Source organism: Roseateles sp. P5_D6 (assembly GCF_054049415.1).
The window spans coordinates 1-17,813 of sequence record NZ_JBFUMK010000037.1 but is presented as its reverse complement, the minus strand read 5'-3'; the positions used below and the strand labels follow the sequence as shown (position 1 = coordinate 17,813).

Below are 17,813 nucleotides of genomic sequence, written 5' to 3'. Positions count from 1 at the left end.
GTTCCCAGGCCAGGGGCCGCTCACTGCGGGCCCCGCAGCCGCAGAGAATTGAAAACCACGCTGACCGACGACAGGCTCATCGCGAGCGCCGCAATCATGGGCGACAGAAGCCACCCGGTGAACGGATAGAGTGCGCCGGCCGCCAGCGGCACGCCGAGTGCGTTGTAGACGAAGGCGAATACGAGGTTCTGTCGCATGTTGGCGATGGTGGCCTGGGAGATGCCTCGCGCCCGGGCAATGCCGCGCAGGTCGCCCTTGACGAGCGTCACCTGGGCGCTGTTCATCGCCACATCGGTACCGGTCCCCATGGCCACGCCGACATCGGCTTTGGCAAGGGCCGGSGCGTCATTGATGCCGTCGCCSGCCATGCCCACGACGCGGCCCTCGCGCTGCAGCCGTTCAACAAGCGCGAGTTTGTCGGCCGGCTTGACCTCGCCATGGACCTCGTCAATGCCCAACTGCTTTGCGACGGACTGCGCGGTGGTCAGGCCATCGCCGGTGGCCATCACCACGCGCATCCCCGCGTCATGCAGGCTCTGGACCGCCTCGGGCGTGCTCGCCTTGATGGGGTCTGACACGGCCAGGATGCCCATCAGGCGCCCCTGTTGAGCCAGGAACATCACGCTGCTGCCTTGCAGGCGAAGGTCCTCGCCGGCCGCACGCAACAGCGACACGTCCACGCCGTCCTGCGCCATCAGCGCCGCGTTGCCGAATGCAAGTTTCTGGCCCTCGACGACACCTCTGACACCAATGCCCGTGGAGGACTCGAAGTCCACCGCCGGCGACAGCGCGAGCTTGCGGGCGCGCGCCGCATCCACGATGGCCTGCGCGAGCGGATGCTCACTGCCCTGGTCCAGGCTGGCCGCCAGTCGCAGCACCTCGTCTTCGGTCACACCCTGCGCCGCCACGGCGCGGTCGAAGGCCGGCCGGCCTTCGGTCAGCGTGCCCGTCTTGTCGACGATCATCGTGTCGAGCCGGCGGAAGTTCTCGATGGCCGAGGCATCGCGGAACAGGATGCCCTGGGTTGCAGCCTTGCCGGTGGCGACCATGATCGACATCGGTGTCGCCAGGCCCAGTGCACAGGGACAGGCGATGATGAGGACCGACACCGCGTTGATGAGCCCAAACTGCCAACCCTGCTCACCGCCGAGCAGGCCCCAGGCGAGGAAGGCCGCCACCGCGATGCCGATCACGACCAGCACGAACCAGCCGGCCACCTGATCGGCCATTCGCTGCATGGGCGCCTTGGAGCGTTGAGCCTGGGCGACCATCTGCACGATCTGAGACAGCATGGTCTGCGATCCCACGCGCTCCGACTGCATCACCAGTGAACCTGAGGTATTGATGGTGGCGCCGATGACCTTGTCGCCGGGGCGTTTGGTCACGGGGACCGGCTCGCCGGTCAGCATGGCCTCGTCGATGGCGCTCGTCCCCTCGATGACGACGCCGTCCACGGGGACCTTCTCGCCGGGGCGGATGCGCAGGCGGTCGCCGACGTGCACATGCGTGAGCGGGACATCTGATTCGCTGCTGTCCGGTTCGATCCGCCTTGCCGTTTTGGGCGCCAACCCGAGCAGTGACTTGATGGCCGCGGAGGTCTGCGACCGCGCCTTGAGTTCCAGCATCTGCCCCAACAGGGTCAGCGAGATGATGACGGCCGCCGCCTCGAAGTAGACGCCAATCCGGCCATGAGCCGCAAAGCTCGGCGGAAACAATTCGGGCGCGACCGTCGCGACCACGCTGTAGACGAACGCCGCGCCGGTGCCTATACCGATCAACGTCCACATGTTCGGACTGCGATGAACCAGGGACTGCCAGCACCGCTCAAAAAAGGGCCCGCCGGCCCACAACACGACCGGCAAAGCCAGGACCAGCTCAAGCCAGCTTTGCTGAGCGGGGTCCATGAGGCTGAACCGATGCCCGGCCATCGCCAGAGTCATGACCACCACGCTCAATGGCAGGGTCCACCAGAAGCGGCGGGAGAAGTCCCGCAGCTCCGGGTTGTCGTCTTCCGCTGTCGCCTCCGGGATCAGCGGCTCCAGGGTCATGCCGCACTTGGGACAATTGCCCGGGTGGTCCTGCCGGATCTCAGGATGCATCGGGCAGGTGTAGATCGTGGCGCCACCGGGTTGCGAAGGGCTTGCGGAATGCGTGTCGTGATCATGGTGACGATGGTCCATCGTGTTCTCCAATTCATCCTGCAGAGATGCGCCAGCCGAGGAAGGCGGCCAAGCCGGCCATTGCCAGCCAGCACACCCACACCAGGGCGCTGTGCCACCGTGGTTGAGGGTCTCCACGTTGCAACCTCTGCTTGAGGCCCATGCCGGTCGCGTGAACCAGCAAGCCGATGACGAGCAGCGGCACCGCAAAGTCGGCCAGCCTCGGCCACAACAGGGCAAGACCGCCGCCCAACGCAGTGGCGCCCGCCGTCGAGAGCAGCTCCGCCGCCTTCAACGCACTGCGGTCAACGGGGGCGGCCATCCGCCCCGCCACGAGCGCATAGCCGGTGCGGCCTGGCCAAATGTCGCGTCAACATGACGTTAGCACCCTAAGCTGCCAGAAGACAGAACTGCGCCACCGTCGGTGGATCCGTCTAGCGCAGGGAGGTTGGGGCAGCAAAGCAGCCGCTACTCTTCGCGAGCGTCGTTGCCGTGCCGGTGATGCCCGCCTTGGTGATGCCCAAACAGGTGCATCAGCGGGCAGGCCAACAGAAAGAGGAAGGGAATCGCCTGCGTCACGTGCGTCAGATGCTCGGTCAACAGGTAATACAAGCCGACGAGGCCGGCGACGAGCATGAAGACACCCGCCGGTGTTCGCCATGCCGGCTTGCGGGCTGGCTGCATGTTGTCCACGGCGCGTTCCTTTCGTTGGCTGCAACGAGAGCTTTGATCGGGACCGATCCCAGGTGCTTGATCCGCGTCAACTCCGGCTGCTGATGCCGCGGAAGCCCCTTGATTCAGCGACTGCCGCAGCCGCAGCAACTGCTTGCCGTTTTTTCGGTCGTGACGTTGATCGGCGCGACGGGTGTCGGGCTGTATCCCGCGTCCTTGATGGCCTCGGCCAGCTCATCGGCATCGGCGGAGTTGGGCTCGACCAGCACGCGATGTGTTGCCAAGTCGATCTGCACCTTGGCGGCGTGGTCCACGGCCTTCAGTGCCTTGGTGATGGTGCTGACGCAGTGACCGCAGGTCATGTCGTTGACTTCGAAGGCGATCATGGTGTCCTCCTGGGACTGGGTTGATGACAGCTGGACTTTCGAGCCTCCCACAGTGGGAAGGTCAAGCCCAGCAAGCGAAGAATCTCTTCAGAAAGTGACGGATCGCCACGACCTCTTGACCTTGCCAATGTGGGAACCTTGACTGTCATCGCGGTGACCACCAGAGCCTCATGTGTCGGGAGGCGAGGCTCGCCGACCCAGAGCTCCTCGCGCTGTGCGGCCAGATCGTCAAGGCACAACGTGCCGAGATCAACCAGATGGAGGCGATCGCCGCACGCCTGCGCGCGGCCACGTAGCGAAAAACGCCCCCTTGACCTGTCTCGGAGGCGATATGACGCTTTCCTTTGCGCTGGCGCAAGGTCATGCCCTCGTGCCGCTTCACGGCGCCACTAGACTCGCGACATGAAAGTGAGGAAGGCCTACCTGCGTTGCATCGCGAGCTTGCTCGCGACGGTGATGGTGTGTCTTCAACTTGCCACCGCGGCCTATGCATGCCCGGCGCCTGCGCCCGCAGGCTCACCGATGGCCAGCATGGCAGGCATGGCCGACTGCGAGCAGATGTCCGCGATGGACACCGAACAGCCGCAGCTGTGCAAGGCGCACTGCGACCGCGACAAGCAGACGGTCAGCAACGTGCCTGCACCGGATCTGGCGCTCACGGTCATCCTCGACCCGCTGCTGACCCGCCTGGCCCTCTGGCTGCCGCCCGAAGCGGCCGAGGCACTTCCGGCGGTGATCACCGCCCATACCGGCCCGCCTGAAGGCACGCTGCCGGTCTATCTCGCCCTTCAAGTCTTCCGCAATTGAGCCCTGACGCTCGCGCGGCCGCGTTCGCGGCGGTGCGACCACGTCTCGCGATCGTGCTCGATCGCTTCCAGGGTCTTTGTGGAGAGCCTTCATGGCCATCTTTTTACGGGCGGGATTGCAGTCCCGTCCTTTCGTCGCGGCCGCCTTCGTGGTTGCCGTCTTCCTGGCCGCCCCAGCGGCCCATGCCGCACCACTGAGCTTCGAGCAGGCACAGCTGCTGGCCGAGCAACGCTCGGCGGCGCTGACGGCGCGACAGGCCACCGCCGACGGCGCGCAACAGGCACGCGTCGCTGCAGGGCAACTGCCCGATCCGAAGCTGGCGGTTGGCGTCGAGAACTTTCCGATTTCGGGACCGGAGCGTTTCAGCTGGAACCGGGAATCGATGACGATGCGCCGGGTCGGCGTCATGCAGGACGTGCCCAACGCTGCCAAGCGGGCAGCACGGCGCGACGCTGCCGGCGCCAGGGCGGAACGCGAGCGAGCGATGCTGGAGGCCGAACGTCTGGCCGTGAGGCGCGAGGCCGCGCTGGCCTGGCTCAATCTGCACTTCGCCGAGCGCAAGCTCGCCGCCTTTGCCACCCTTGAGCAGCAGAACCGACTCCTGCAGGACACCCTGGCCGCGCGCGTGGCTTCTGGCGCCACAACACCTGCCGACGCGCTGATGGCACGCCAGGAGTTGCTGGACCTGGCCGACCGCAAGGACGAGCTTCAGGCCGGTGTCGAGCAGGCACGCGCCCAGTTGCGTCGGTGGACGGGGGAGCAGTCGGACATGGCAACAGCCTCCGAGGCGCCGGTGCTGCGGCTCGATCTCGCCCGATTGCTCGGTGGGCTTGATCGGCACGCCGAGCTTCTCGCCTTCAACCCGATGCTGGCCATGGCCCGTGCTGATCTCGATGAGGCCGTGGCCATGCGCCGAGGGGATTGGGGCTGGGAGGTGGCCTACGGCAACCGTGCCCGGTCCTTCGGGGACTTGGTGTCCTTCCAGTTGACGTTCGAGCTGCCGGTCTCCAAGTCCACCCGTCAGGAACCTGTGATCGCCTCGCGCCAGAAGGAGGTAGAACGGCTGCAGGCCGAACGCGAGGACGCATTGCGCCGAATCCGTGCCGACGTCGACGGCCAGGTGGCCGAGCTGCAGCGCCTGGAGCGCGTGCAGCAGCGCCAGCGCAGCGTCGCCTTGCCCCTCGCGCAGGAGCGCGCCCAAGTGACGCTGGCCAGCTACCAGTCGGGTCGTGCCGACCTCGGTGCCGTGCTCGCCGCGCGCAAGAACGCCATCGAGGCGCAGTTGCGCGATCTCGCTCTCCAAGCCCAGGTGCTCGCGCAGCAGGCCCGCCTGGCCTATCTCATTGCGGAGTGACCCCATGACCTCCAACAGCAAGTTGTCTGCCGCGGCCATGGTCCTGGTCGCCCTCGGCGCCGGGCTTGGCTATGGCGTCGCACAGTGGCGCGCCGGGGTATCGCCTGTCGGGCATTCCGCAACCTCGCCAGCCGTCGCCAGCGGCGCGGTGACCGGTGACCGCAAGGTGCTCTATTGGTACGACCCCATGTCGCCGCAGCAGAAATTCGACAAGCCCGGCAAGTCGCCCTTCATGGACATGCAGCTGGTCCCGAAATATGCAGACGAGGCGCCGACCGGCGGCGTGGCCGTCGATCCCCGTGTGGCCCAGATGCTCGGTGTGCGCACCGCAACTGCAGAAAAGCAGCGCATCGGCACCGCGCTGCAAGTCCCAGCCACCGTCCAGCTCAACGAACGCGATATCTCGATCCTGCAGGCCCGCACGGCAGGCTTCGTCCAGCGAGTCGCCCGCCTGGCACCCGGTGATGTCGTGGCCGCCGGCGCCTTCATTGCCGAACTGCTCGTGCCGGAATGGGCCGGCGCCCAGCAGGAGTTCCTGGCGGTGCGCGGTACCGGCGACGAAGCCCTGGCTAGCGCGGCGCGCCAGCGCCTCGTGCTCATGGGCATGCCAGCTTCCCTCATCCAGCAGGTCGAGCGAACGGGTCAAGTCCAGGCGCTGACGACGGTGCATGCGCCCACCGGAGGCCTGGTGCAGGAGTTGATGGTCCGTCCGGGCATGACGGTGTCCCAAGGTATGAGCCTGGCCCGCATCACCGGGCTGTCCACGGTCTGGATCGAGGCTGCGTTGCCCGAAGCTCAGGCCGGCATGGCGCGGGTGGGCGAACCGGTCGATGTGGTGCTGACGGCTTTCCCGGGCGAGACGCTGCGCGGCAAGATCAGCGCGGTGCTGCCGGAGGCCAGCAGCGAGACGCGCACGCTGCGCGTCAGGGTCGAGTTGCGCAACCCCCAGGGGCGCCTGCGGGCCGGCATGTTTGCAACGATGCGGCTGGGCGGGTCCAGCGAGGAAGCACTGGTCGTCCCCGCCGAGGCGGTCATCCGCACCGGCCAGCGCGTGGTGGTCTATGTCGTCGAGCAGCCCGGGCGCTTCACGCCGGTCCAGGTTCGCCTGGGCCGCGAGCTGGGCGACAAGCTGGAGGTCCTGCAGGGCTTGCAGCCGGGCCAGCAGGTTGTCGCTTCGGGCCAGTTCCTCATCGATTCCGAGGCCAGCATGCAGGGGGTGATGCAGCGGCAGGCGAGCCCCGGTGCGCCTGCCGCCAGCGCCGCGCTGCGCCTTGAACCCAAGGGAGGCGCCCAATGATCGCCGCACTGATCCGCTGGTCGGTCGGCAACCGCTTCCTGGTGCTGCTGGCCACGCTCTTTCTCGCTGTCGCCGGCGTGCTGTCGTTGCGCTCCACGCCCATCGACGCGCTGCCGGACCTGTCGGACGTGCAGGTCATCATCCGCACCAGCTACCCCGGCCAGGCGCCGCAGATCGTCGAGAACCAGGTCACCTACCCGCTGGCGACGACCATGCTGTCGGTGCCGGGCGCCAAGACCGTGCGTGCGTTCTCGTTCTTCGGGGACTCCTTCGTCTACGTGATCTTCGAGGACGGCACGGACCTGTACTGGGCACGCTCCCGCGTGCTGGAGTACCTCAACCAGGTCCAGGGCAGGTTGCCGGCAACGGCCAAGCCTTCGCTTGGGCCCGATGCGACCGGCGTGGGCTGGGTGTTCCAGTACGCGCTGGTGGACCGCAGCGGGCAGCACGATCTGTCGCAGCTGCGCGCGCTGCAGGACTGGTTCCTCAAGTTCGAGCTGAAGGCCGTCGCCAATGTCGCCGAGGTCGCCACCGTCGGCGGCATGGTCAAGCAGTACCAGGTGGTCATGGATCCGGCCAAGCTGGTCGCCTACGGCATCACGCACAACCAGGTGCGCGAGGCGCTGATGAACGGCAACCAGGAGGCCGGTGGCGCGGTGCTGGAACTGGCCGAGGCCGAGTACATGGTGCGCGCCAGCGGCTTCCTCAAGTCACTGGACGACTTCCGCAGCATCGTGCTGGCCAACCGCAATGGCGTGCCGGTGCTGCTGGGCCAGGTCGCCACCGTCCAGATCGGCCCGGAGATGCGCCGCGGCATCACTGAGCTGGATGGCGAAGGCGAGGCGGTGGGCGGCGTGGTGATCCTGCGCACCGGCAAGAACGCCCAGGCCACCATTGCCGCGGTCAAAGACAAGCTCAAGCAGCTACAGGCCAGCCTGCCCAAAGGCGTCGAGATCGTCACGACCTATGACCGCAGCTCGCTGATCCAGCGCGCCATCGACAACCTGTCGATGAAGTTGGTCGAGGAATTCATCGTGGTCGCGATCGTCTGTGCGGTGTTCCTGTGGCACTTGCGCTCCGCGCTGGTAGCCATCATCTCGCTGCCGCTGGGCGTCATGGCGGCCTTCCTGGTCATGCAATACCAGGGGCTGAACGCCAACATCATGTCGCTGGGCGGCATCGCCATTGCCGTCGGCGCCATGGTGGATGCGGCCGTCGTCATGATCGAGAACGCGCACAAGAAGCTGGAGGCTTGGCAGCACGCGCACCCGGATGAAGAGTTGAAGGGTGAGGCCCGCTGGGCGGTCATCACTGACGCCGCCGTCGAGGTGGGGCCAGCGCTGTTCTTCTCGCTGCTGATCATCACGCTGTCCTTTGTGCCGGTCTTCACGTTGCAGGCGCAGGAGGGTCGGCTGTTCGGGCCTCTGGCCTACACGAAGACCTATGCCATGGCGGCTGCCGCGGGCCTGTCGGTCACGCTGATCCCGGTGCTGATGGGCTACTGGATTCGCGGACGCATCCCGGACGAGCGGCGCAATCCGATCACGCGGGGGCTGATCGCGATGTATCGGCCGGCGCTGGAAGTCGTGCTGCGCTGGCCCAAAGCCACGATCGTGGTGGGCGTGGCGGCGTTCGCGACAACCTTATGGCCTCTGATGCGCCTGGGGGGTGAGTTCCTGCCGCCCCTGGACGAGGGCGACCTGTTGTACATGCCATCGGCGCTCCCTGGCCTGTCGGCCCAAAAGGCCGCCGAGCTGCTGCAGATCACCGATCGCATGATCAGGACGGTGCCCGAGGTGCAAAGGGTGTTCGGCAAGGCCGGGCGGGCCGAGACCGCCACCGACCCGGCGCCATTGGAGATGTTCGAGACCACCGTCCAGCTCAAGCCGCGCGACCAGTGGCGCCCGGGCATGACGCCGGAGAAGCTGGTGGAGGAACTGGACCGCACGGTGAAGGTGCCTGGCCTGAGCAACATTTGGATCCCACCGATYCGCAAYCGCATCGACATGTTGGCCACTGGCATCAAGAGCCCCATCGGCGTGAAGGTCTCCGCCACGGATCTGACCGCCATTGATCGGGTCGCTGCCCAGATCGAGGCGGTGGCGAAGAATGTGCCCGGTGTCAGCTCGGCGTTGGCCGAGCGACTGACTGGCGGCCGCTACGTCGACGTGCAGATCGACCGGGCGGCAGCGGCGCGGTTTGGCATGAACGTGAGCGACGTGCAGGCGGTGGTGTCAGGCGCCATCGGAGGCGAGAACGTCGGCGAGAACGTCGAAGGACTGGCCCGTTTCCCGATCAACCTGCGCTATCCGCGCGAACTGCGCGACACGCCGCAGAAGCTGCGCAACCTGACGGTGCTCACACCCGGTGGCCAGCAGGTGACGCTGGGCAGCTTGGCCACCGTCGCGCTTGTCGACGGCCCGCCCATGCTCAAGAGCGAGAACGCCCGGCCATCCGGCTGGGTCTACGTCGACGTGCGCGGCCGTGACCTGGCGTCGGTCGCTGGTGACTTGCGGCGCGCGGTGGCCCAGCAGGTGCGCCTGGAGCCGGGCATGAGCCTGGCGTACTCCGGGCAGTTCGAGTACATGGAGCGCGCCAACGAGCGGCTGAAGCTCGTCGTGCCGGCGACGCTGCTCATCATCTTCGTGCTGCTGTACCTGACGTTCCGGCGCGCCGAGGAGGCGGCGTTGATCATGGCCACGCTGCCGCTCGCGTTGACCGGCGGGGTCTGGTTCCTCTACCTGCTGGACTACAACCTGTCCGTGGCCACTGGCGTGGGTTTCATCGCGCTGGCGGGCGTGTCGGCGGAGTTCGGGGTGGTGATGCTGCTGTACCTCAAGCACGCGCTCGAAGACCGGGTGCGCGCCGGCATGCCCATGACGCGGGACGTGGTGCTCGACGCCGTCCGCGAGGGCGCCGTGCTGCGGGTGCGGCCCAAGGCAATGACGGTGGCCGTGATCCTCGCCGGCCTGCTGCCCATCGTCTGCGGCTCGGGCACCGGCTCCGAGGTCATGAGCCGGATTGCCGCGCCCATGCTTGGCGGCATGTTGACGGCGCCGCTGCTGTCCCTTTTCGTCGTGCCTGCGGCTTTCACATTGATGCGGGGAAGGCCGCAGCCAGCTGCATGCCTGCAGTGACACGCTTGGCACTAGAAATCAGCCACCTTGCCCCAGGACGACTCGTTGAACCGTGCGGGGTTGAAAGGCGCGGGATCGAAGATCGGCCGGGCCCCTGTGACCAGGTCGGCGATCAGGTGTCCTGCGCCGGGGCCGATGCCGAACCCGTGGCCGGAAAAGCCCGCGGCCAGAATGAAGCCGGGCATCTGCGGCAGTTCCCCGATACCCGGAACGCCGTCGGGCGTGCTGTCGATGTAGCCCGCCCAGGTGCTGGCGATACGGGCGTCGCGCAGCGCCGGCAACAAGTCGATGGCACGGCGGTGGGTTTCGCGAACCCCGGCTGGGTCGGGCTTCGGGTTGAGGATCCGTGCGCGTTCCATGGGTGTGGGCGCGTCCAGCTTCCAGCGTGCGCGGGTCTCATGGCCCCAGCGCATGCCTTCCCAGCCGCCGGGAAACACGTTGCGCCAGCGCTTGGCGAACATCGGGATGAACTGTGGCGCGAAGCGCATCAATTGCGGCGTGGGGTCGACGCGCCCACGGCCGCTGATGGCCAGGACGTAGTGGCCGTCGGGCCGACGGGTGACGGCCACGCGCGGGCCCGCCAGGGCGTCCGGCAGGCGCTGTTCCACCGGTGCCAGACGCACGATGGATTGACGCACCGTGGCGAGCGGGAACCGCACACCAAGCTGGTTGCAGAACGACGACGCCCACGCACCGCCCGCGAGAACCGCGGTGCGGGTCTTGATGGTCCCGGCTTCCGTCACGACGCCGCTGACACGCCCGCCTTCCAGCTCGATGCCGCGAGCGGCGCAGTTCTGGTGGACGGTGCCGCCGAGTTTCATGAGCGCGGCTGCCACGGCAGGTGCCGCCTTGGCCGGGTCGGCCGTACCGTCGCTCGGCGAGAAGACGCCGCCTTTCCAGGCGCGGCCGGTCGCCTGGCCCCGTTCCGAGGCTTCGCGGCCGCTGAGCATGTGCGTGGTCACGCCGGCAGTCTTCGCGAATTCGCGCCAGCTGGCCCAGCCGGAAATCTGGGTTTCGTCGTCGCTCAGGTAGAGCAAGCCGCAGCGCTTGAAGCCCGTATCCTCGCCGGTGTCGGCGGCAAACTGATCCCAGAGTTCAAGGCTCTTGGTGGCCATCGGCAGTTCGCGGGCGTCCCGGTTCTGCTGGCGGCACCAGCCCCAATTGCGGCTCGACTGCTCGGCGCCGATGAGGCCCTTCTCGACCACGGCGACCGACAGGCCGCGCCGGGCCAGGTAGTAGGCGGTGAAGACACCGATGATGCCGCCGCCGATCACGACAACGTCGGCGCTGGCCGGCGGCTTGGGCGAGGTCTCGATGAGGCGCAATGGCTGGGACATATTGGATCTTGACAGTCGTTTCAGGCCGGGACGGTTTGCACCACGTAGAACTTCGCGACGTGGTTGTGGCTCTCCCAGCCGATGGGCGCGCCCTGCGGCACGAAGAGCGCATCGCCAGCGCCCGCCGACAGCACGCTGCCGTTGGGGCTGGCGAATCGCACGTTGCCGGCCAGCAGATGCATGAATTCGTTGAGGGGATGCGGACGGACGACGCGGTGATAGGGCGTCGAGTCCCAGGTGCCGGCGCGGTACTGCGTCTGCTCCTCAGTGAAGACGTTGTCGCTGCGGCAGGCCGGGCTCGGGCCCAGCAGCGTTTGCGCCGGTGGCGGATTGGAGGGCTTCAGGTCGGCCTCGGCATGCAAGGGCGTGATGCCGGGCGCCGATGGGCCATCACTTGCGGCCGCGCAGCACACGAAGCGCACGCCAACCCCGGCCTGGATGCGCACCGCAGTCCCCCGTGCGATGACGGCGCTCGCCTCGGGACCGAGCACCAGCGGCGCCGCGCCAGCCGCTGTCAGCGTCAGCTGGCCCGCCACGACGACGAGGGTCTCGGTATGAGGAAAGCTGGCCACGTCGATATCGCCAGTGAAGTTGACCCGGCCGGCGATCATCGCGCCGGGTCCTTCCCAGGCGATCTCGCGACATGGCGCGAACGGGTCGTCCTTGCCGAAGGCCGCCTGGTGGAAGGTCGTCGAAAGGGGGGCACCGTCGGCGCGGTGCAGCAGCAGGGCTGCGGTCATGCGTGCTCCTCGTTCATGTAGCCAAGAATGGCTTTGGTTTCCAGGTATTCCTGCAGGCCTTCGACGCCGTACTCACGGCCGTTGCCCGAGCGCTTGTAGCCGCCGAAGGGGGCGTTTGGGTTCCACGCCGGATGGTTGATGTGCACCTGCCCCGAGCGGATGCGCGCAGCGACGGCACGCGCGGCGGCGGGGTCGCGGCTCTGCACATGGGCGCCCAGGCCGTAGACCGTGTCGTTGGCGATCTCCACGGCCTCGTCCACGCCGTCGTAGGCAATGATGGACAGCACCGGCCCGAAGATCTCCTCCTGCGCGATGCGCATTTGCGGCTGCACGTCGGAGAAGATGGTCGGGCGGACGTAGAAGCCGCGCTCCAGGCCCGGCGGCCGGCCGGGGCCGCCGCAGACGAGCCGGGCGCCTTCGGCGAGGCCGGCCTCGATCATTTCCTGAACGCGGTTGAACTGGGCGCGATTGGCGACCGGACCGTGCGTCGTCTGCGGCAAGCGCGGGTCACCCACGACGAGGGCCGCGGCCGCTTCGGCGGCGAGCCGCTCGACCTCCGCCAGGCGCTCGCGCGGGACGATCATGCGGGTCGGGGCGCTGCAGGACTGGCCGACGTTGCGGAAGGCCGCGGCCACGCCCAGAGGTATGGCGCGCGGGAGGTCCGCGTCGGGCAGAACGATGTTGGGCGACTTGCCGCCCAGTTCCTGCGCGACCCGCTTGACCGTCGGCGCGGCCGCCTGGGCCACCAGCACGCCGGCGCGCGTCGAGCCGGTGATCGAGATCATGTCGACATCCGGGTGCGCCGCCAGCGCTGCGCCAACCTCTGGCCCCTCGCCGTTGACGAGGTTGAACACGCCGGCAGGGACGCCGGCATCGCGCATCACCTCGGCGAAGAGCAGCGCGCTCAAGGGCGACAGCTCGCTGGGCTTCAGCACGACGGTGCACCCCGCCGCCAGCGCGGGGCCGACCTTGGCGGTGATCTGGTAAAGCGGCCAGTTCCAGGGCGTGATCAGCCCGCACACGCCGATGGGCTCGCGCAGGATGGACACACCCTCGCGATGGGTCAGGAAGGGATAGCTGCGTGCCAGGTCACGCGCCACGCGGATGTGCTCTGCGGCAATGGGCACCTGCGTGCTGCGCGCGACGCTGATGGCGGCGCCCATTTCCAACGAGATGGCCTGCGCGAACCACTCCGCGCGCTCCAGGATCAAGGCGTGCACTCGGTCGAGCAGCGCGGCCCGGGTTTCGACCGCACTGACGGACCAGGTGGTGAAGGCCCGCCGGGCTGCGGCCACGGCGGCGTCGACGTCCTGCGCATTGCCCAGCGCGATCTCCGCGACGGCCTGCTCCGTCGACGGGTTGGTGACGGCGCTGCGGGCCGCACCCGCCGGAGTGCGCCACTCACCGCCGATGAAGACGCGATCCAGGTGGCCGGCGTTCATGAGACGCTCGATGACGGGGTTCATTCAGTGTGTCCTTTGGGACCTGACAAGGCGAACGAAAGTAGACATGAAGGGCCGCTTGAGGGCGTGCCGGATGTGCGCCGGACTTCGCAAGAATCTGTCGTGCCGGCCCCGCAGAACAGCGAGCGCTGCTGTGGATGGCCGCTGCCCCGGATCTAAGCTCGGCCATGCTTGAAGAACAGATCCCCGCCACTGCGGTCGACGACCTGATGCCCGACCTGGTCGCCTTGCGCCGCGACCTGCATGCCCACCCGGAGCTGGCCTTCCAGGAGCGGCGCACCGCCGGCATCGTCGCGGCGGCGTTGCGCCTGCTCGGGCTCGAAGTGCACGAAGGCCTGGGTGGCACCGGTGTCGTCGGCACGCTGCGCCACGGCACGAGCGGCCGCTCGGTCGGGCTGCGTGCCGACATGGACGCACTGCCGATGGCCGAGCAGTCGCGCCTGGGCCATGCCAGCCGCCATGCCGGCGCACACCACGGCTGCGGCCACGACGGCCACACCGCCATGCTGCTCGGCGCCGCGCGGCACCTGGCACGCACCCGGCTGTTCGACGGCACGGTGCACTTCATCTTTCAGCCAGCCGAGGAAGGGCAGGGCGGCGCCCGCGTGATGGTGGAGCAGGGCCTGTTCGAACGCTTCCCCTGCGACGCGGTCTACGCACTGCACAACTGGCCCGACCTGCCGCTGGGCCACGCGCAGACACGGCCCGGCCCCATCATGGCGGCGGCCGACCGCTTCGACATCACGCTGCGCGGCCGGGGTGGCCACGCCGCGCAGCCGCACCACACGCCCGACGCGCTGCTGGCCGCGAGCCAGCTGGTCGTGCAGCTCAACACCATCGTCTCGCGCCGCATCGACCCGGCTGATTCGGCCGTGCTGTCGGTCACCAAGCTGGAGGGCGGCCAGAGCCACAACGTGCTGCCGGCCGAAGCCCGCATCACCGGCACGGTCCGCAGCTTCGACGCAGCGGTGCAGGACCGCATCGAGTCCGCGCTGCGCGACGCGGCGGCCGGCGTGGCGCTGGGCCATGGCCTGGCGGTCGACGTGGCCTACACCCGCTACTACCCGTCCACCATCAACACGTCGGCGGAGGCCGCGCTCGCACTGGCCGCCGCTGCCGATGCCGGCCTGCACGCCACCGAAGCACCCAAGCCCGCCTTCACCAGCGAGGACTTCGCCTTCATGCTGCGCGAGCGGCCGGGCGCCTATCTGTGGCTGGGGCAGGGCGGCGACAGGCCGCTGCACCATCCCTGCTACGACTTCAACGACGAGGCGCTGCCGAACGGGGTGCGGTGGTTCTGTGCGTTGGTGGAGCGCGTGCTTCGGCCCGGCGAATGATCGTCGGCAAAGCTGGAGCGACGGGCATTCGTGAAGTGACCGCGGCGCCTCCGGGACCGGCCCTTCAGAGTGGGCCTTGTCTGCGCCGACCCAGGATCTAGGTACCTCTCGGATCAACGGCAGGTATCACAGTCGGCCAGCTGGCGGTTCCGACCCGTTGCAGTCATCGCGTCTGCGGCTTTGGGCGACAGCTACGTGCCCAAAGCTGAAGCTCGAGACCGACGGCGGACGGCGGCACCGCAGCGGTTGCAGTAATTCGATCAGGACAATCGAGTGGCAACATTCGGCCATTGCTGTCGTTCGCTGCCGACTTTTCTTGAGTAGGCATCCCATCGGAGAAAGAGTGTGACGAAGAAGATGGTCGAGTTCCGAGGCATCGAGGTCGTAGAAGGGTGGCCGGAGAGAATTCAAGAGGCTCAACTTCTTCTCACTTGTCACCCGAACGGCAAGGAGATGGGGCGCGTTCGGTATGGCGCGGAGGAGGACGACTGGGGCGCGAACGACCGGGCATGCCACGACTGTGGCGTCATCAAAGGCGAACTCCATGTTCCTGGGTGCGATGTTGAACGCTGCCCTTCGTGTGGAGGTCAGATATTCGGATGTGACTGCGATTGGTCGACAGATGGAGTCGAGCCGCCTGCTGCCAAACCGTCGAAGCCTTTCACCGACAAGCAGCTGAAGATCGTCGCTGCACGGAAGAAGTTCGTATGGCGTCATACCGGCTTTGCTTCAAACGGAGACGCCATATTTGAAGTGCACAACGGATCGGACATGCGATTGCCATACCTCTCCGTTGGAGTTCAGGGCCGAGGAGGGACCAAGTTGATCGGCGCCGTATGGCTCAATGTGGCTGGTATCGAGCCAGGCTCCAGCGGAAGGGTGCAACATGACTGCTATTCAGACCAACTCCGTCAAGACGAGGTTGAGTGCTTCAGCACGGCGGACCCTACGCCCGAGACCAGAGATCGCTTCTGGGAGTTCAACAGGCCCCCAAAGAAACGGGCGCCGGATGTGTGACCGGGTGGCCGAGCAAGTGTTCTTCGGCAAGCCTCAGGCCGCGGCTCAACTTCAACGTGAGCTTCTGCTAACGAGTGACGAATTTCGCGCTTGAGGTGACCGCTCAGCTTGGATAGCTGCCTGCCGTCTGGCCTGCCGTGAACGGCAGCAACCAGCCTGGAGCCGACGGCGGCTTGAGGGCTGCACCGCGCGCAGCGAGGAATGCAGGCTTGTCGCGAAGTCGCGGGCACCTTGTCGGCCAGCTCTTGTCGGCGGCCACCCCGACCCGGTCCCTTAACGACGACTGGCCGGGCCCCCAGGCAAAATCCAGATGATCGGGGCGACCCTGGCGTCAGGCCTGCCGGGAAGCCCACCTTTAAGAATGGAGCAGCGTCAATGGCACTGACGAAGAAGGGCGAGTTCTGGTACGGGACGACGTCCGGCGACACCCAGGCCGAGCTGCGCAGCTACAGCGTTGCGAATCGCCATGAGGCCGTCCGGTTTGCCGCGTCCAAATGCGATTGCGGGTGCCGGACCTTCGCGCTACAGACCGATGAAGAAGCCGGCGTGGCGATCCGCACCTGCACCGACTGCGGGCAGGAACACCTGATGGGCAACAGCGCGGACTACGTTGAAGAATCCGTGCCCGAGGCGCACGAGTGCGTGTGCGAGAACGAGGTGTTCGAGCTGATGTCCGGCGTCTCCGTGTACGCGGGCACACATGACGTGCGCTGGTACTACATCGCTTGCCGCTGCGTGGAATGCAATCTGGTCGGGGTCTTCGCAGACTGGAAGTGTGAAGCGGGTGATGCTGCGGCCTTCCTCGCCAAGGTATGAGCGGCCGAACCCCGCAGAGATCAGGCTCGCACGCTCGGGGTCACGCAAGGCTCAGAGTCGGGGCTCAAGTTTCAAGCCCTAGCACGAGCAACGCCTGACCCTCTCGCGCTGGAATGCCAAGCCTCGGCACATCGACGGCGCCATGATCGCACTTACCGCGCGAGCGGCCGAGGGGTGTCATGAAGTGGGCGGCGGACTTGGCTGTATCAATGACGGCTAGCGCTGCGGTCCCGTCCTCGGTCGTCGATCATGACCTTCCGCTATGGGCACGAAGCCGGCGCCCGAAGCAGCAGAGGCGATGACCGCTCATGGCCGCCAGTGTGAAGCCATCCAGAGTCCCGAGAGCCGACATACTGGGTCGCAACGACGGGGCGCCCGGCGCAATGTCCCGGAGGCACCGCCTGCGGACCGACGGTTGCGCCAGATGCCCATCGTGACGCGCAGACCAGGGGCGGTGTCGCCCCGTCGCTCAAGCCTTCACTTCGACCACCTGTTCGAAGCCGCCAAAGATCATGCGTTTGCCGTCGAAGGGCATGGGCGGGTTGCCGGGTGTAGACGGATCCATGCGCGGGTCTTCCATCATCTTCTTCATGCCTGCGTCGCGCGTGGCCTTGTCCGGCCATTCGACCCACGAAAAGGCGACCGTCTCCTCGGCGGTGGCCTGGACTGCGCGGCGGAAATCGGTGACCTTGCCGTCAGGGACGTCGTCGCCCCAACCTTCGATCACACGGGTCGCGCCCAGCTCAAGGAACATCGCGTCGAAGTGGCGCGCGTGCTCAATGAACTTCTGCTTGTTGGCGGTAGGGACCGCGATCACGAAACCATCGATGTATGACATGTCTTCACTCCTGCTAAGTTGACCGGACGGAGCGCCCCCTGAGGGCACCTCGTCTCCCATCGACGAACGACGGGAACCCAAATCGACATGGCCTGCCTGTTGGAGGACATGCGTCCTGTGGCGGCGCCGAAACAGCATGCCCGTGGGATCAGCCGCCGCGGTGCCCGCAGCGTAGACGCCTTGGCCCAGCAGGTTACGCCGAGCTGACCTGCTCCCTCCCCGCCGTACCAATCTAAACGAGAGTGAGTCCGTCCTTTTGGAGAATGACGGACATGAGAACCAGCAAGTACAGCGAGCAGCAGATCATTGGCTTCTTGAACCAGGCCACAGCCGGGATGGGCATCAAGGAGCTGTGCCGCAAGGAAGGCTTCAGCGAGGCCACCTTCTACAAGTGGCGGGCCAAGTACGGCGGCCTGCAGGTCAGCGAGGCCGTGCGGCTGCGTGAGCTCGAGG

Annotated in this window: 16 protein-coding genes; 8 read left to right on the top strand and 8 right to left on the bottom strand. The window is 67.1% G+C overall.

The window, feature by feature from the left end; genetic code table 11:
• Positions 1-20: 20 nt before the first annotated feature.
• From ACXJKM_RS29295 to ACXJKM_RS29280, 4 genes are all read right to left on the bottom strand, one after another.
• Positions 21-2,180: a copper-transporting P-type ATPase gene (locus tag ACXJKM_RS29295; protein WP_457356570.1), complete on the bottom strand. Its 2,160-nt coding sequence runs from the start codon at positions 2,178-2,180 to the stop codon at positions 21-23.
• A 13-nt stretch (positions 2,181-2,193) separates the two neighbouring features.
• A complete protein-coding gene (locus ACXJKM_RS29290) occupies positions 2,194-2,481 on the bottom strand; it encodes a hypothetical protein (protein WP_457356569.1) in 288 nt (95 codons plus the stop codon).
• A 146-nt stretch (positions 2,482-2,627) separates the two neighbouring features.
• Entirely contained in the window at positions 2,628-2,843 is a 216-nt protein-coding gene (locus ACXJKM_RS29285) for a DUF2933 domain-containing protein (RefSeq protein WP_457356578.1), read from the bottom strand.
• 113 nt (positions 2,844-2,956) lie between these two features.
• Positions 2,957-3,217, bottom strand: coding sequence for a heavy-metal-associated domain-containing protein (locus ACXJKM_RS29280; protein ID WP_457356568.1), 261 nt, complete (start codon positions 3,215-3,217; stop codon positions 2,957-2,959).
• A gap of 402 nt (positions 3,218-3,619) precedes the next feature.
• On the opposite strand from ACXJKM_RS29280, the gene ACXJKM_RS29275 reads away from it, so the two are divergent.
• The 4 genes from ACXJKM_RS29275 to ACXJKM_RS29260 all read left to right on the top strand — a co-directional run bounded on the left by ACXJKM_RS29275 (position 3,620) and on the right by ACXJKM_RS29260 (position 9,812).
• Entirely contained in the window at positions 3,620-4,024 is a 405-nt protein-coding gene (locus ACXJKM_RS29275) for a hypothetical protein (RefSeq protein WP_457356567.1), read from the top strand.
• 91 nt (positions 4,025-4,115) lie between these two features.
• On the top strand, positions 4,116-5,378 hold the full coding sequence (locus ACXJKM_RS29270; RefSeq protein WP_457356566.1) for a TolC family protein: 1,263 nt from the start codon (positions 4,116-4,118) through the stop codon (positions 5,376-5,378).
• Between the two features lie 4 nt (positions 5,379-5,382).
• Positions 5,383-6,675: an efflux RND transporter periplasmic adaptor subunit gene (locus ACXJKM_RS29265; RefSeq protein ID WP_457356565.1), complete on the top strand. Its 1,293-nt coding sequence runs from the start codon at positions 5,383-5,385 to the stop codon at positions 6,673-6,675.
• Positions 6,672-9,812: an efflux RND transporter permease subunit gene (locus tag ACXJKM_RS29260; RefSeq protein WP_457356564.1), complete on the top strand. Its 3,141-nt coding sequence runs from the start codon at positions 6,672-6,674 to the stop codon at positions 9,810-9,812. The genes ACXJKM_RS29265 and ACXJKM_RS29260 overlap by 4 nt, the downstream gene beginning before the upstream one ends.
• An 11-nt stretch (positions 9,813-9,823) precedes the next feature.
• Here the strand turns inward: ACXJKM_RS29260 and ACXJKM_RS29255 are convergent, their stop codons facing one another.
• The 3 genes from ACXJKM_RS29255 to ACXJKM_RS29245 are packed head-to-tail and all read right to left on the bottom strand — an operon-like array spanning position 9,824 to position 13,355.
• On the bottom strand, positions 9,824-11,149 hold the full coding sequence (locus tag ACXJKM_RS29255; RefSeq protein WP_457356563.1) for an NAD(P)/FAD-dependent oxidoreductase: 1,326 nt from the start codon (positions 11,147-11,149) through the stop codon (positions 9,824-9,826).
• 20 nt (positions 11,150-11,169) lie between these two features.
• On the bottom strand, positions 11,170-11,889 hold the full coding sequence (locus ACXJKM_RS29250) for a cupin domain-containing protein (RefSeq protein ID WP_457356562.1): 720 nt from the start codon (positions 11,887-11,889) through the stop codon (positions 11,170-11,172).
• Entirely contained in the window at positions 11,886-13,355 is a 1,470-nt protein-coding gene (locus tag ACXJKM_RS29245) for an aldehyde dehydrogenase family protein (protein ID WP_457356561.1), read from the bottom strand. The genes ACXJKM_RS29250 and ACXJKM_RS29245 overlap by 4 nt, the downstream gene beginning before the upstream one ends.
• 164 nt (positions 13,356-13,519) lie before the next feature.
• Between ACXJKM_RS29245 and ACXJKM_RS29240 the strand changes: the two genes are divergently transcribed.
• The 3 genes from ACXJKM_RS29240 (at position 13,520) to ACXJKM_RS29230 (ending at position 16,522) form a co-directional block, all read left to right on the top strand.
• Positions 13,520-14,689: a M20 aminoacylase family protein gene (locus tag ACXJKM_RS29240; protein ID WP_457356560.1), complete on the top strand. Its 1,170-nt coding sequence runs from the start codon at positions 13,520-13,522 to the stop codon at positions 14,687-14,689.
• 345 nt (positions 14,690-15,034) lie between these two features.
• Positions 15,035-15,706 carry a hypothetical protein gene (locus tag ACXJKM_RS29235; RefSeq protein ID WP_457356559.1) on the top strand — a complete coding sequence of 224 codons (672 nt, stop codon included), beginning with the start codon at positions 15,035-15,037 and terminating at the stop codon, positions 15,704-15,706.
• Positions 15,707-16,081: 375 nt separating this feature from the next.
• Complete coding sequence (locus ACXJKM_RS29230) at positions 16,082-16,522, top strand: hypothetical protein (protein WP_056197105.1); 441 nt, start codon at positions 16,082-16,084, stop codon at positions 16,520-16,522.
• A gap of 469 nt (positions 16,523-16,991) precedes the next feature.
• On the opposite strand, the gene ACXJKM_RS29225 is transcribed toward ACXJKM_RS29230, so the two are convergent.
• Complete coding sequence (locus tag ACXJKM_RS29225; RefSeq protein WP_056197103.1) at positions 16,992-17,360, bottom strand: DUF1428 domain-containing protein; 369 nt, start codon at positions 17,358-17,360, stop codon at positions 16,992-16,994.
• 272 nt (positions 17,361-17,632) lie between these two features.
• On the opposite strand from ACXJKM_RS29225, the gene ACXJKM_RS29220 reads away from it, so the two are divergent.
• Positions 17,633-17,813: transposase (locus ACXJKM_RS29220; RefSeq protein WP_457354564.1), on the top strand; the 181-nt coding region annotated here is incomplete at its 3' end.

What these genes read in the sequence shown, in the direction of transcription:
- ACXJKM_RS29230 (WP_056197105.1), top strand. Translation starts at nt 16,082, where the DNA reads ATGGCACTGACGAAGAAGGGCGAGTTCTGGTACGGGACGACGTCCGGC.
- ACXJKM_RS29290 (WP_457356569.1), bottom strand. Translation starts at nt 2,481, where the DNA reads ATGGCCGCCCCCGTTGACCGCAGTGCGTTGAAGGCGGCGGAGCTGCTC.
- ACXJKM_RS29275 (WP_457356567.1), top strand. Translation starts at nt 3,620, where the DNA reads ATGAAAGTGAGGAAGGCCTACCTGCGTTGCATCGCGAGCTTGCTCGCG.
- ACXJKM_RS29265 (WP_457356565.1), top strand. Translation starts at nt 5,383, where the DNA reads ATGACCTCCAACAGCAAGTTGTCTGCCGCGGCCATGGTCCTGGTCGCC.
- ACXJKM_RS29280 (WP_457356568.1), bottom strand. Translation starts at nt 3,217, where the DNA reads ATGATCGCCTTCGAAGTCAACGACATGACCTGCGGTCACTGCGTCAGC.
- ACXJKM_RS29225 (WP_056197103.1), bottom strand. Translation starts at nt 17,360, where the DNA reads ATGTCATACATCGATGGTTTCGTGATCGCGGTCCCTACCGCCAACAAG.
- ACXJKM_RS29245 (WP_457356561.1), bottom strand. Translation starts at nt 13,355, where the DNA reads ATGAACCCCGTCATCGAGCGTCTCATGAACGCCGGCCACCTGGATCGC.
- ACXJKM_RS29240 (WP_457356560.1), top strand. Translation starts at nt 13,520, where the DNA reads ATGCTTGAAGAACAGATCCCCGCCACTGCGGTCGACGACCTGATGCCC.
- ACXJKM_RS29255 (WP_457356563.1), bottom strand. Translation starts at nt 11,149, where the DNA reads ATGTCCCAGCCATTGCGCCTCATCGAGACCTCGCCCAAGCCGCCGGCC.
- ACXJKM_RS29250 (WP_457356562.1), bottom strand. Translation starts at nt 11,889, where the DNA reads ATGACCGCAGCCCTGCTGCTGCACCGCGCCGACGGTGCCCCCCTTTCG.
- ACXJKM_RS29270 (WP_457356566.1), top strand. Translation starts at nt 4,116, where the DNA reads ATGGCCATCTTTTTACGGGCGGGATTGCAGTCCCGTCCTTTCGTCGCG.
- ACXJKM_RS29285 (WP_457356578.1), bottom strand. Translation starts at nt 2,843, where the DNA reads ATGCAGCCAGCCCGCAAGCCGGCATGGCGAACACCGGCGGGTGTCTTC.